This is a genomic window from Butyrivibrio sp. WCD3002, assembly GCF_000424265.1.
Classification (GTDB): Bacteria; Bacillota; Clostridia; order Lachnospirales; family Lachnospiraceae; genus Butyrivibrio.
In genome coordinates this window covers 224,792-239,326 of the sequence record NZ_AUJO01000002.1, presented here as the reverse complement: position 1 = coordinate 239,326, position 14,535 = coordinate 224,792, and the positions used below count along the sequence as shown (strand labels likewise).

Annotated in this window: 12 protein-coding genes; 10 read left to right on the top strand and 2 right to left on the bottom strand. The window is 42.6% G+C overall.

The features are described 5' to 3' along the window. Window positions 1-3 precede the first annotated feature (3 nt). The 3 genes from G608_RS0104415 (at window position 4) to G608_RS23130 (ending at window position 1,419) form a co-directional block, all read left to right on the top strand. Entirely contained in the window at window positions 4-939 is a 936-nt protein-coding gene (locus G608_RS0104415) for a glycoside hydrolase family 43 protein (RefSeq protein ID WP_026495018.1), read from the top strand. Beyond that, complete coding sequence (locus tag G608_RS0104410) at window positions 936-1,202, top strand: GIY-YIG nuclease family protein (RefSeq protein WP_026495017.1); 267 nt, start codon at window positions 936-938, stop codon at window positions 1,200-1,202. Before G608_RS0104415 ends, G608_RS0104410 begins: the two co-directional genes overlap by 4 nt. Before the next feature lie 67 nt (window positions 1,203-1,269). Beyond that, window positions 1,270-1,419, top strand: a complete 150-nt coding sequence (locus tag G608_RS23130; protein WP_155833215.1) for a hypothetical protein — start codon at window positions 1,270-1,272, stop codon at window positions 1,417-1,419. Window positions 1,420-1,518: 99 nt separating this feature from the next. Here the strand turns inward: G608_RS23130 and bglX are convergent, their stop codons facing one another. Together bglX and G608_RS19860 are read right to left on the bottom strand one after the other, a co-directional pair. Continuing rightward, entirely contained in the window at window positions 1,519-3,768 is a 2,250-nt protein-coding gene (gene bglX, locus G608_RS0104400) for a beta-glucosidase BglX (RefSeq protein ID WP_026495016.1), read from the bottom strand. Window positions 3,769-3,855: 87 nt separating this feature from the next. Then, on the bottom strand, window positions 3,856-5,904 hold the full coding sequence (locus tag G608_RS19860; protein WP_035794658.1) for a HelD family protein: 2,049 nt from the start codon (window positions 5,902-5,904) through the stop codon (window positions 3,856-3,858). Between the two features lie 221 nt (window positions 5,905-6,125). Here G608_RS19860 and G608_RS22200 point away from each other — a divergent pair, with 221 nt between their 5' ends. From G608_RS22200 to G608_RS0104360, 7 genes are all read left to right on the top strand, one after another. Beyond that, window positions 6,126-8,156 carry a methyl-accepting chemotaxis protein gene (locus G608_RS22200; protein WP_026495015.1) on the top strand — a complete coding sequence of 677 codons (2,031 nt, stop codon included), beginning with the start codon at window positions 6,126-6,128 and terminating at the stop codon, window positions 8,154-8,156. Window positions 8,157-8,384: 228 nt separating this feature from the next. Then, on the top strand, window positions 8,385-8,861 hold the full coding sequence (locus tag G608_RS0104385; protein WP_026495014.1) for a DUF2975 domain-containing protein: 477 nt from the start codon (window positions 8,385-8,387) through the stop codon (window positions 8,859-8,861). 107 nt (window positions 8,862-8,968) lie between these two features. Further along, window positions 8,969-9,184: a helix-turn-helix domain-containing protein gene (locus G608_RS0104380; protein WP_026495013.1), complete on the top strand. Its 216-nt coding sequence runs from the start codon at window positions 8,969-8,971 to the stop codon at window positions 9,182-9,184. 83 nt (window positions 9,185-9,267) lie between these two features. Continuing rightward, a complete protein-coding gene (locus tag G608_RS0104375; RefSeq protein ID WP_026495012.1) occupies window positions 9,268-10,899 on the top strand; it encodes a DUF4153 domain-containing protein in 1,632 nt (543 codons plus the stop codon). Between the two features lie 284 nt (window positions 10,900-11,183). Next, a complete protein-coding gene (gene rbr / locus G608_RS0104370) occupies window positions 11,184-11,750 on the top strand; it encodes a rubrerythrin (RefSeq protein WP_026495011.1) in 567 nt (188 codons plus the stop codon). Window positions 11,751-11,779: 29 nt separating this feature from the next. Next, window positions 11,780-12,154 (top strand): desulfoferrodoxin family protein, encoded by a 375-nt coding sequence (locus G608_RS0104365; RefSeq protein ID WP_026495010.1) that lies wholly within the window; start codon window positions 11,780-11,782, stop codon window positions 12,152-12,154. 342 nt (window positions 12,155-12,496) lie between these two features. Further along, a complete protein-coding gene (locus G608_RS0104360) occupies window positions 12,497-14,491 on the top strand; it encodes a 2-isopropylmalate synthase (protein WP_026495009.1) in 1,995 nt (664 codons plus the stop codon). Window positions 14,492-14,535 lie beyond the last annotated feature (44 nt).

Here is a 14,535-nt window from a genome sequence, read left to right as displayed (position 1 = left end):
ATAATGGGGGCTTACTTATTTGTGCATTTCAGGGAAAAGACCACCCCGGATGGAGAACAGGTCTACTTTGGCCTTTCTGGGGACGGCTTTAAATGGGAAGCAGTAAACGGCGGAAAGCCTGTTTTAACAAGTACTCTTGGTGAATGCGGCGTAAGAGACCATGTGATTTTCAGAAAAAAGGATGGCGGTTTTATTATCCTTGCAACCGATCTTAGTCTTGCCAATAATTTTGCCACAAAATATCACTCTGACTGGAAAGAGGTGAACCACAACGGAAGTCCCTATTTATCCAAATGGGAATCCGAGGACCTTGTTCATTGGTCGGAGCAGGAGCTTATAAAGCTTGTGGATGACAGCTTTGGCTGCGTTTGGGCTCCGGAAATAATTGCAGATGAAGAAAATGGCGATTACATGGTTCACTGGAGCAGCTTTAATACTGAAAATGATCCTGACTACACAGCTATCTACTACGCTAAAACCAAGGATTTCAAGACCTTTTCCAAGCCTGAAATTCTCTGCTCCAAGAAGAATACGGGGATAATTGACTCAAACATCGTGTATGCAGATGGCTACTACTACAGGTTTATAAAAAGTGATTTTGAACCCAACCACATCATGCTCCACAGAAGCACTTCGCTTATCGGGGAATATGAGAGAATGCCTGCCTTTGACGAGGAAATTGAAAAGGAGGAGCTGGGCCAGTTTGAAGCGCCTACCTGCTTTAAATTAAGCGATGGCAGATGGTGCGTTATGCTTGACTATTATGGCTGCGACAAGGACAAGCAGGGATATATTCCATTTGTTACAGAGGATATTTCTACCGGAAGATTTGTGAGAAGCGATGCGGAGTTTTTGTTCCCCTACGGCTTTAAGCATGGGACAGTTATGAGCATAACCGATGATGAATATGAGAGAATTAAGGGGGCTTTTGGTGTATGAAAAAAGCATACACATACCTTGTAGAGTGCTCAGACGGAAGCCTGTACTGCGGCTGGACCAATGACCTTGATAAGCGCATCAGCGACCATAATGCAGGAAAAGGCGCCAAATACACAAAGCCAAGACTTCCTGTAAAGCTTGTTTATTTTGAAGCTTTCGATACAAAGGAAGAAGCCATGAGCAGGGAATGGCACATAAAGCAAATGTCCCGGGAAAAGAAGATGAAGCTTATTTCGGATTTTTCCCGTAAAGACAGTGAATAATTAAAGAACTCTTACGGAAAGAAAATCAGAGAAGCCAATCCATTATATGCGCATTAAGGAGGTACTTATGGCAGTTTACAAATGTATGGCATGCGGTTACATTTTTGATGAGGAAAAGGAAGGCAAGAGCATCAGGGACATTGATTATTGCCCAAGATGCAAGCAGCCTGATGACAGATTTGTCCTTGTGGAGGAGTCATCAGGTGATGACAAGTAAGTATATTAAAATTGGATAGTGCGCATCCTTGCGGAGCACTATAGTAAGCGGCAAATGCTTTTGACGCTTACTATAGCACCTAACGCAGTACTTTTGAACTTATTTAAGCTCAAACTCCGCAGCGTTTTCTGTAGCGGAATCAAATCCGATAAACACTTTGAATTTACCTGCTTCAGTTTCAAATACGTTATTCAAAGTAAAGAATACCAGCATATCTTCTGTGATTTCAAAGCTCACATCAGCGCTTTCACCTGGAGCAAGAGTTACCTTCTTAAAGCCCTTAAGCTCCTTAACAGGACGGACTCTGCTGCCAACAAGGTCTCTTATATAGAGCTGAACTGTCTGGGTTGCCTCTGTATTTCCTTTGTTTGTAACAGTAGCAGTAGCGACAATCTTGTCACCGCCAGCATAAAGCGAAGGCGTGGCTGATGCAGAGGAGATTCCTTCTGCTTTCTTCATTTCAGCCTTATCAAGAGCTACTTCTGAAATCTCAAAATCAGAATAGGTAAGACCATATCCGAAGGGATATCTTGCTTCGTTAGGGCAGTCAAGATATCTTGTTGTGAAAGCTGAGTAGCGGTCTGTGGGCTTGGGCCTTCCTGTGTTAAAGCTGTTGTAGTAAAGAGGCTCCTGACCTACGCAGTAGGGGAAGCTCATAGGAAGCTTACCCTGAGGTGAGAACTTTCCTGTAAGTACATCTGCGATTCCGTGTCCGCCCTCAGTTCCCGGTCTGAAGCAGATCATAAGAGCATCAGAGTTTTCCGGTAAATCGCCAAGGTCAAGAGGTCTTCCGTTGAAGATAAGAGTGATGATTTTCTTGCCTGTAGCCTTGATTTTCTTAAAGAGCTCAAGCTGGATCTCAGGGAGCTTTATCTCAGCCTTACTGGTAGACTCACCTGTCTGGAAAGCACTTTCGCCAAGACACATGATTATGGTATCTGCAAAATCAGCTGCTTCAAGGGCTTCTGCAAGGAGCTTCTCATTGTCAGCTACAAAATTATCAAGATGAGAATGAACAAATCCGAGGTCAGCATCTTCATCAAGAAGAGTGCAGCCGTTTGCAAATCTTATCTCAGTATCTGTGCCCTCGAAGGCTTCAGTAAAGGCCTGTTTTAAGGTTACGTTTGTATCAGCATTGCAGGTTATAGCCCATGAGCTCTGCAGGTTCTTCTCATCCACATAGGGACCGATAATGGCAAGCTTTTTTGAATTAAGAGGAAGAGCGTTATTCTTGTTTTCAAGAAGGACAAGAGACTCGCGAACGGCAGCTCTTGCAACTTCTCGGCTTTCCTCTGAGAATGTGATCTCCTTATATTTTTCTTCTGAAGCGCCATGATAAGGATCTTCGAAAAGACCAAGCTCGTTTTTCAGATTAAGAACGCGAAGCACTGCTTCATCCACAAGCTTCTCATCAACCTTTCCTTCCTCGATGAGCTTTGCAAGGTTAAAGCCATAGCTCTCTGTGCACATGTCGATATCGACGCCAGCCTCGATTGCAAGGTGAGCAGCTTCCTTAAGATCTGCTGCAAGACCCCAGGGAACCATCTCGCCGATTGCACCCCAGTCGGAGATGAGGATGCCATCAAAGCCCATTTCTTTTCTGAGGACATCGCGCATAAGCCATTTATTTCCTGAAGAAGGAATTCCATTAAGAGTATTGAAAGATGTCATTGCCATCTTAACTCCGGCATCAACGGTCTTTTTATATGCTCTAAGATACTGCTCCTTAAGGGCATACTCCGATAATTCTACATTGTTGTAATCTCTTCCTGCCTCTGATCCGCCGTAAGCTGCAAAGTGCTTAACGCAGGCAGCAACGTGGTCATGGTCTGCAATAGAATCGCCCTGATAGCCCTCTACCATTGCGGCTGTCATCTTGCCGTTAAGGTAGGGATCTTCGCCAGTTGATTCAACTACGCGTCCCCAACGTGCATCTCTTACAAGGTCTGCCATGGGAGAGAAGGTTACATGAATACCGTCTGCAGCGGCTTCCTTTGCCTGAATCTGTGCACCCTTCTTTGAAGTCTCGGGATTAAAGGTTGCACCCTGACCAAGAGGGCAGGGGAAAACTGTGTCGTGACCATGGATTACATCCAGCATGAAAAGAAGAGGAATGTGATGAGGATGGTTCTTTACATATTCCTCCTGAATTTTTCTGAGCTTATCAGCACCGTGGAGTCCAAGGGTGCTTCCTGCAAGCTGCTTTACTTTTGCTGATACTTCTGCATCGGCAATACCTGTAATTGCTGCGTCATCCTCGAAAGCCTGTCCGGGGAGCTGCACCAGCTGCATGATCTTTTCCTCAAGTGACATGTCATTAAGTAGCTTTTGTAAATCTTCTTTTTTCAATGTAAAAATCCTCCTGCCTTACTAAGTAAAATGTTGTGTTGTTTTATATCCTTACGAAGGCTGATTGCCTGGCTCATACCCTCGGGATTAACTGACTATTTTATCTGCAAGCTTTCCCTTTGCCAAAATTGAAAGGCGCCTTGTTGCGCGGGAAATTGCGGTGTAAAGACAATGCTTTCCAAGCTCATTATCAGGATATGACTCTGAGTCTGCATCTGCCAAAATGACGTTATCAAATTCAAGTCCCTTAACCAGCTTTAATTCTATTAAAAAGGCACCGCTCTTTGGAAGAGAGTCTTCCTCTTCAATAGTAATGGGAGCCTTGTCACCAAGAGCTTCTGCAATCTTATCAATAGCAAAGTGATTTCTGCAGATGATAGCCGTAAGTCCGTCTTTTTTCTCATATTCTGCGATGAGTTTTGAAAGTTCCTTATAGTATTCCTTATACGTTGAACAGGCCTTTACAAAAACTTTTTCGCCGGGACGCTTAACGGAAGAAACCATCATTTTCTTTTCATCGGGAAGTATTGATGCAAACATATCTGTGATCTCAGGCGAGCTTCGGTAGCTTGTCATAAGAGGCAAAGTCACGAAGTTCTTTTTCTCAGCCCTTGTCATTTCCTCTATTTCAGCAAAGGTTATAGTGCCTTCACGGATTGCCTGAAACTCATCTCCAAGGAGCATAAATCTGGCATTTGGGAAATATTTTTTGAACACCATCATCTGAGCCATGGTGTAATCCTGGACTTCATCGATCATGACGTAGCGCATGTTTCTGTCGCATTCCCCGGTAAGTTCCATCTTGGTATAGAGCCATTCGGCAGCGGTGATATTGGTAGTGCCGAGTATTCGCTGTGCCACATGCATGACATTTATAAAGCCGCAGTGCCTGATACAGCTAAGGGCACCGCCAAAATCATTCTCTATGCGGTTATCCTCAGCAGAGTCAGATTTTGCGCTACTGCCGGATTCGTTGTAGGAGTTATCATCCAGGTTATGAAGTGCAATCTTTGCTCTGTGCTCAAGTTCATCTGAGGCGGTCTGAATGAGACGAACTCCCATAGGAAACTGCTTGAATTTTTTAATCACGGAAAAGACTTCACTTTTTGACATAACAGTCTTGTCCTTTTGTCTGATATCAAGGAAGTCCTCCGGCTCCGGTGCCAGTGTCTGTATAGTGTCGTGAATCTTTTTTAGGCTATCTGCCTCAGAGTAATCATATTCCTCGCCTGAAAAAGGAACATCCACCATCTCGAGAAATTCCTGCCAGGTAATGGTCAGGGGATTTGTCTCTCCAAGATCTGGAAGGACGTTGTCGATATAATCTCTGAAAACAGGATTGAGGGTCATGAGACATACGTGATCGGGACGAAGGGTTTCTCTTTTTTGATAAAAAAGATAAGCGATGCGCTGCAGCAAAACAGAGGTTTTACCGCTGCCTGCAATACCGTTTACCAAAAGCACGGGAACATCAGGATAGCGTATGACAGTATTCTGCTCCTTTTGGATCGTAGCAGTGATAGCCTGCATTTTGTCAGAGTGAGTCTGTGACAGTGACTGAAGCAGCATGGGATCCTCAATGGCAATCCGGGTATCAAAGTAAGCGTTTAGCTTGTTGCCTGTGATATCAAACTGTCTGCGCATTTGAAGGTCTACAGGGATTTCTCTGTCCTCTACCATGTAGCTGGTGTGGCCGATTTCCTGATTGTAGTAAACTTCAGCGATGGGAGAGCGCCAGTCAATGACCATCTGCTCGTAGCCGTTTTCTGATACAGCAGCACGACCAATATAGTAGTTTTCAGGCTCCTCGTCCTCTTCGTACTGCAGCCTTATCTCCGCAAAATAAGGGGATTCCAGAAGCTTATTTACTGTCTCAAGACGATTATCAAGAGAATTACTTTCTACGTTATATGTATCGATATAACGATTCCAAACCTCGATTTCTGCAAGAGTTTCCATGGTGGTCTCTGCATCTGCATAGTCGAATCTGATGTTGTCGCGGATATCGTTTTTATCATCTGTTGCCTGCTCATTAAGGGCAGTGATCCTGCTTTCAAGGTTCTCCTTCATGGCAAGGAGCTTGTTGTAGGTTTGGGTTAAATGAGCCTGTTCGGCTTCGAAAATTTCTTTTTCCATAGAATGCTTACCTTTGTTTAGAACTTGTTTTTCTGTGGTTAGTATCTTTTTATTATAGCATTGAAATCCAAACTGGACATAAACATTGTGGCCTATATTGTTAAATGTATTTTGAATTTTCGTTTAGAAAAATATAATAAAGTATTCATTTTATCGTAATTTAACATTTTAGAGAAAAAAGTATAATTTACCTATAAGTATCATTATGGAGGTAGATATCTATGGCTGATAAGAATATTAGTAGACCCAATTCAAAGCACATTAGTGCGCAGCTTCTTGTGGTTATCATTCCGATGATAATTGTGGCTATCGCGATTGTAACTGTTTTCATCGGAATTAACGCAAAAAACGTTATTGTGGAAGAAGCCACAAACGGACTTGCAATGGAAGCAAAGGCAAATGCCGCTGAGATAGCGGGCGAAATGTCCGAAATGGTATCATACTATAACAGTTTGGGTGATGTTTTAGAGAAGAGTGCTTACGCAGATGATGCTGCCTACTTTAGAGCTCTTGAACCCGGAATGGCTGCTTATCCTGATGTTGTTATAGATGTTTATTTGGCTGTTGGAACAGAAAACTTCTATGATGGTGGCGGATGGGTTCCTGATGCTGATTATGATCCAACAACAAGACAATGGTATAAAAATGCTCTTGGTAAGTCGTCAATAATACTCGGCGCACCTTCTGTTGATATGACAACGGGAAAAATGGTTGTTTGCGGCTCAAGACAGATAAATCTTCTTGATGGAAGAACCGCAGTACTTTCAACCGATATAGTTCTTTCAGGAATCTCTGAAACAGCAAGTGCATATAAGCCTCTTGGCAAAGGTTCAACCATGATGTTCGATGGAACAGTAATGGTGGCATCACCTGCTGCAGATCAGATAGGAAAAGATGTTTCCGAGTACCCTGATGATGATTTTATTCAGCAGATATCAGCTATAACCACATCCGGTGGAAGGGATGATATTTTCACATTACATGGAACTGATGGAATAGATTACTACGTTTCCATTGATCCTGTTATCGGTACGAATTTTTATCTGGCATCCTTTGTAAAGGTGGGTGATGTTCTTGCACCTCTTTATAAATTCATTATGATCAGCGCAGTTCTTGCATGCGTAATGGTACTTGTTATGGCAGTCATTATGTTCCAGGCAATTAACTCAATGATCGCAAAGCCTGTAAAGAAGCTTACTGATAACATCAACAGAATATCCAGTGGTGACTTCACTGTTGAGATTCAGAAGGGCTCAGGAAATAAAGAAAACGAAATCGGTCTGATGAACAACAATATGTCTGACTATGTTGCTCAGATGCGTGACACTCTTATAAAGATGAAGGATGTTACACAGAAGTTGGCCGGAGAAGCGACTAATTCCAAGAACGCATCCAGTGATCTGAACATTCAGGCAGATGAGCAGTCAAAGGCAATGCAACAGATTCAGGGTGCTATGGACGATATGGCAGATGCAGTAACAGAGCTGGCAAACCAGGCAACAACCCTTGCTCAGGAGGTTTCAAATCTTACCGACAAGAGCCAGCAGACAAGAGATACCATGGATTCGCTAGTCACAAAGGCAAAAGATGGACAGCGTGATATGGAAGTTGTTCAAAGCGGCATGACCGGCATTGCAAAGTCCATGGAAGATATGAACGATGTAGTATCAGTTGTTGGAGAATCTGCACAGAAGATTAACTCCATTGTTGATATGATCAATTCAATTTCCAGCCAGACTAACCTGTTGTCACTGAATGCTTCAATCGAGGCTGCAAGAGCCGGTGAAGCAGGAAAAGGCTTTGCGGTTGTTGCTCAGGAAATCGGACAGCTTGCTCAGAACAGTGCTGATTCCACTCAGCAGATTTCCACTATCATCAAGGAAATCACAGTTCAGATTGAGGAGCTTTCCACTAAGTCCAAGAATAACATGGAAGAAATCAACAACAATATGGACGCTGTTAATACTGCCGGAACTACATTTGAAGAAATCTTCAAGAGTCTTGATGAGACCAGCGATATCGTAGGAGAGATGATAGCCAAGGTAGGAAGCGTTGATGAGATCGCAACCTCTATGGCAGCTATCTCGGAGGAACAGTCAGCAAGTACTCAGGAAGTAAGTGCAACAGCAACACATCTTACATCCAGTGCAGAGCTTGTGGCTGAGAACTCCAAGGGCGTAGACTCCAGTGCTACAGCCGTTTCTGATTCTTCAGATGAGATTGAGAATCTGATCAATGTATTTAAGGTTTAAGTAAAAAATAGTAAATAGCATGGTTTCAGGGAGCTGCCAATTTGGCAGCTCCCTTTGTATTTCATACAGAGTGCTCCGTGAGAACGCTGCAAGCGGCATTATATTTACGCTGACATTCGATTTATCGAAAAACGATAAAAAATTATTGACTTACAAAAGTGCCCGTGATATAACGAAATTACAAAAGAGGTTCAGAAAGCCTTAAAAAAGTAGTTAAGGAGCAGACACATGAGCGATAAGCTAAACAGAGTTTTCAAGATTTGCCTTGATGTATTTTTTTACATAGGACTGATCATCGAGGTGACCGTACCCCTCACACTGGGAAAAGCTGTGGATATGACAGTTCTGGCACTTGGTGAGACCACAGAATATGCCAGGATCAGGGATCATTATGTTTTTGCAGTGATTTCAATAATGCTGGCAGGTGCCTTTGCACTTCTCATTCTCCGCGAGCTTCGGAAAATGATGAAAACAGTTATAGAGGATGACTGCTTTGTTCAGGCCAATGTGGACAGCCTTCGCAGAATGGGGACATTCGCATTTGTCATTACTCTTGTTAAGGTTATCAGATGTTTTGTCTATTTCACTCCCGGAGCGGTTATTACGGCAGCAGTTTTTTGTTTTGCCGCAGTCCTGAGTAAAGTGCTCTCTAAGGTTTTTGACAAAGCGGTGAGTTACAAAGAGGAGAATGACCTTACAATTTAAGTAAGCCGCAGCATCTGACGAGGTGCATCCGGGCGTAGCCCGAATTGTTTTATTTATGAAGGACTCATGCTGATCACATGAATCTGTAAAGGAGCGGGAAGGAAATTATGGCAATTGTAGTTAATTTGGACGTGATGATGGCAAAGCGAAAGGTTGGTCTTACCGAGCTGGCAGGCAAGGTGGATATCACTCTGGCCAATCTGTCCATATTGAAAAATAACAAAGCAAAGGCAGTCCGCTTCCAGACTCTGGAGGCAATATGTAAGGCCCTGGACTGCCAGCCCGGCGACATTCTTGAATATGTTCCGGATGATGAGACTTAAGAATATTACTGATATAAAATGGCTGCTTTGAAGAACGCAGATAAAATCTGAAATCCGGCAGCTTAAAATGGAGGATTCTAAGTATGGAAAACAACATGAATCAGGATGAAATTTTATTAAAAGAAGAAGTTAATTCGCAGCAGGAGGTATTGGCTGACGGAACCTATGGAAAGGTGCTGGCTAACGGTGCTACACCTATTTTCTCAGGCTCTGAGCCCGCTATAAATCCTGCGCAGGTGGTTCCGATAGAAGAAAAGGGTGATGACGTTTCCTTTCGGAAATATGCCCTTTTGTCAATAATATATGCCATTGTTCACACCTATTGTCTCTACAGAAACACAGATGCGATAACCTATCCCGTCAGCATGGTTGTTACTTTAATTCTTATTGGAATAGCAAGAAGGCGAGACGGATTTTCTCTTATTGCAGATAAAAACGGTGATAAGCGACTTGGAATATTTTACGTTATATCGTTAACGCTTTTATCTATATCAAAATTCTTAACAGCCAACACCACACTTTTGTGGATAGATGGATTTGCCATAACTGTACTGATGTTCAGCTTTATGCTGCATCTGTATGCTGATACAAAGGGTTGGGATATCTTTTCCTGGGCTATCGGAATAATGGCAACGCTGCTGCGACCCATATCCTGTATAGCAGATCCCTTTTATGATACTCACTGCTGGCTTAGTAAGCGTAAGGATGGAGATAAGCCGAAAAACAAAAATCTCCCTGCCGTTATCGCAGGCCTCTGCATTGCTGTTCCCCTTCTGTTTGTAGTGGTGGCTCTCCTTGCATCAGCTGATCTTGTTTTTTCGAACATGCTAGAGCACATACTGGACCTTATAGAGCTTCCTGAAAATATAGAAGATTACTTTGGAATTACCCTCATGCTGGTATGGTCCCTGCTTCTTTTTTATACAGTATTCAGAAGTCTTTCAAAGGGAAAAGCAGGAGCACATGAAGCTAGAAATATTGGAATAAATCCTGTTGTGGCAATTACCTTCACATCGCTTCTTAGCGCAGTTTATCTGCTCTTTAGCGTGATCCAGATTGTTTATCTTTTCATGGGAAATATGACTCTTCCTGAGAAATATACCTATGCTGAGTATGCTCACGAGGGCTTTTATCAGTTGCTTGCTGTCAGCATTATGAACTTCGTGATCGTGATGACCTGTAAGAGATTGTTTTCCGAGAATACCATACTTAAGGTGATTCTGACCATCATCGGCGCATGTACCTATATTATGATCGCATCAAGTGCTTTCAGGATGTTCATGTATATAGACGTATATCACCTTACCTTCCTCAGAGTATTTGTACTCTGGTTTTTGGCAGTGCTTGCGGTGTGCCTTGCATACCTGATCTTTTATCTGTATGCGGACAGATTCCCTATTTACAATGCCTGCATGGTTACGGTGACTGTAATGTATCTGGCCTTTGTTTTTGCAAACCCTGATTACCACATTGCAAAGTACGATATGAATTATCTTAATAAAGCTGTTGATACAAGAGAGTATTCAGGAACAGTTGAGTATTATCTGATGTACGAGATTTCTCCCGATGCCGTTCCTGCCTATGTGGGTAATGAGAGACTTCTTTCCGAATACTATCTCTTAGATGGTGATGATACCTATAAAGAAGAAAATCAGCACATAAGGAACTTTAACTATTCAAGAAACAGAGCCTATAAGCTTAAAAATCACAAGTGATTTCAGAATTGGAGCACGCCGCAATAGCAGTGTGCTCCATTATTTATGTACATCGGCTCAAAAGAAATCCTTCCTTTTGGCCATCGCAAAATATGCTATGTAAATATGCATTTTTCTTTTAACATTTCAACATTCCCATTTTAATAAAAATATAATAAACACGCGACTTTTTGCGTGTTAGAATAGTTGATGTAGGAGATATTTTTATCGGCCAATTGACAAAAAATATTCGCATGGACGATGGAATATCGCAGAAAAATTTTTTGAAAAACGGAGGAAGTGAAATGGCAGAAAACAACAAGTGGAGATGCAGAGCAGAAGACCTTAAGGGCACGCAGACAGAGAAAAATCTGCAGGCAGCTTTTGCTGGTGAATCAGAGGCAAGAAATAAGTACACTTTCTTTGCATCCAAGGCTAAAAAGGACGGTTTTGTTCAGATTTCAAACATCTTTGCAGAGACTGCAGCCAATGAAAAGGAGCACGCAGAAATCTGGTATAAGATTTTGACAGGCATTGGAAGTACAATAGAGAATCTTAAGACAGCAGCTGATGGCGAGGGCTATGAGTGGAAGGAGATGTATCCTTCATTTGCAAAGACCGCAAAAGAAGAGGGCTTTGACGAGATAGCAGAGCTTTTTGAGAGCGTTGCTGCAATCGAGAAGGAGCACGAGGAGCGTTATAAGAAGCTTCTTAAGAATATTGAGGATAAGATCGTATTTTCACGTGATGGCGATGCTGTATGGCAGTGCAGCAACTGCGGACATATCGTGATCGGTCCCGCTGCTCCGGAGGTTTGTCCGGTATGTAATCATCCACAGGCATATTTCCAGCTTAAGGCTGAGAATTATTAATATTACAAATGAACAAAGGAGGTTTCGTTATGAAGTTCTACAAATGTGAGAAGTGCGGTAGTTTCGTAATTAAGATCAACAATGCAGCCTGCACACCCGTATGCTGCGGTGATCCCATGACAGAGCTCATCCCCGGCACATCAGACGGTGCTCATGAGAAGCACGTTCCTGTAGTCGAGGTGGATGGAAGCAAGATAACCGTTAAGGTTGGTGAAGTAGAGCATCCTATGATGGACAACCATTACATCCAGTATATCTGGCTTGAGACAGACAAGGGCTTCATGCAGAAATCTCTTACTCCTTCAGATAAGCCCTGCGCTGAGTTCGTTCTGGCAGACGGAGAGAAGGCTATTGCAGCTTATGAGTTCTGCAACCTCCATGGCCTCTGGAAGAAGGACATCTGATATTGTTTTTGCTGAGGACACCCCCTGCGAAGATGCAAGGGGTGTTTTTTGTATGATTTTTCACTGGTTATCATCAATGCTTTTTCAGGCGATAAGTGGTGGATAGATAGGTATCGCAGTAATATACTAATATATAACCAGGCCTATGTTAAAATAAATCAATAAAAATGATTAAATATGCCACTATTAAAATAATCCTCAAGTGATACAATAAAATACATCAACAAATAAATGCTAGAATTATTTAGCATATTAATTATGCATGGAAAATTTGGGGTAAATTTAATACACATAATTACCGATACCAAATTTAAGAAAAAATATCACCTGAGGAGGAGCATTATGAAGAACTTCGAGAAGTATCAAAGGCAGTATTTTATGCCGCCAAAAGTTACATACGACTGGGTTAAGAAAGATTATCTGGATCACCCGCCTATCTGGTGCAGTGTCGATCTTCGTGACGGTAACCAGGCACTTATAGAGCCAATGAGCCTTGATGAAAAGCTTGAGTTCTTTGCCATGCTTGTAAACCTTGGATTCAAGGAAATCGAGATCGGTTTCCCTGCTGCATCTGAGACAGAGTTTGAATTTGCAAGAACACTTATCGAGAAGAACATGATACCCGATGATGTTACCGTTCAGGTACTGACTCAGGCAAGAGAGCATATCATAAAGAGAACCTTTGAGGCTGTTAAGGGTGCACCAAGGGCTATCATTCATCTTTACAATTCCACTTCTGTTGCTCAGAGAGAGCAGGTATTTAAAAAGAATAAAGAGGATGTAAAGCAGATCGCAATTGATGGTGCCAAGCTTCTTGATAAGCTTGCAAAGGAAACCAAAGGAAACTTCTCCTTTGAGTATTCTCCTGAGAGTTTCCCCGGAACAGAGGTAGACTATGCAGTAGAAGTCTGCAACGCAGTTCTTGATGTATGGAAGCCTACAAAGGAAAACAAAGTTATCATAAACATCCCTACAACTGTTGAGATTGCAATGCCCCATGTATTTGCAACTCAGGTTGAGTATATTCACAAGAATCTTAAATACCGCGACGCTGTAACACTTTCCCTTCATCCTCACAATGACAGAGGTTCGGGAATAAGTGATGCTGAGCTTGGCTGCCTTGCAGGTGCGGATCGTATCGAAGGAACACTCTTTGGTAACGGTGAGCGCACAGGTAACGTTGATATTGTTACCCTTGCTATCAACATGTACTCACACGGCGTTGATCCTAAGCTTGACTTTAGCAGAATCAATGAAATCGGTGCTACCTATGAGCGCCTTACAAGAATGAGAATATTCGAGAGACAGCCCTATGCAGGACAGCTGGTATTTACTGCATTTTCCGGCTCTCATCAGGATGCTATCAGTAAGGGCTTCTCCTGGCATGATGCAGGAAAAGACAACGGAATCTGGAGCGTTCCCTATCTTCCCATCGATCCCAAGGATCTTGGAAGAGAGTACGACGGCGACGTTATCAGAATCAATTCCCAGTCCGGAAAGGGTGGCGTAAGCTACATCCTCAAGACCAACTATGGCATGATGGTTCCCAAAGAAATGCAGGCTGACATCAGTTACACCATCAAGGATGTATCTGACAGAGAGCATGCAGAGCTTGCACCCGGACGTATTTATCAGATCTTTGAGGATAAGTATGTTCACAACGAATCAGTATTTAAAGTAAATGAAGTACACTTTAAGCAGGTGAACGGTATTCTTGCTGAGGTTACCATTTCTCATGCAGGAAAAGATCATATTATTGAAGCAAACGGAAACGGTCGTCTCGATGCTGTAAGTAACGCATTCAAGCAGTACTTCGGAGTCAGCTACGAGCTTACTGTTTACGAAGAGCACGCTCTTAGCAGAGGATCTTCCTCAAAGGCATGCACCTATGTGGGAATTACCTGTGATGGCAAGAAGCTCTGGGGTGTAGGAATTGATGAGGATATTATCAGATCATCTATCAACGCTTTGACTGTGGCCGTAAATCAGCTTGATGACGTGAAGAAGAGCACAGATGGCAAGGATGAGAGAATAAGCGCAATTCTGAACTACATTCAGGAGAATTACCTGACTGTTACACTGGATGATCTCTCCAAGGAGTTCTACCTTTCAAAGCCTTATCTTTCCAAATATATTAAGGAAAAATCAGGCATGACCTTTGGCGAGAATGTTAAGAAGATTCGTCTTAAAAAGGCAAGTATCCTTTTGAAAAACGGAAACATGAAGGTGGAGCGTGTTGCTGAGGCAGCAGGTTATCAGAATGTAGAGCATTTCAACAGACTATTCAAGAAAAAATATGGTATGACACCTGTACAGTATCGCAGCAACAGTCGATGACAGAAAATGAATTTAAAAATTTGCTAAATTAGCGGTTAAGTGAT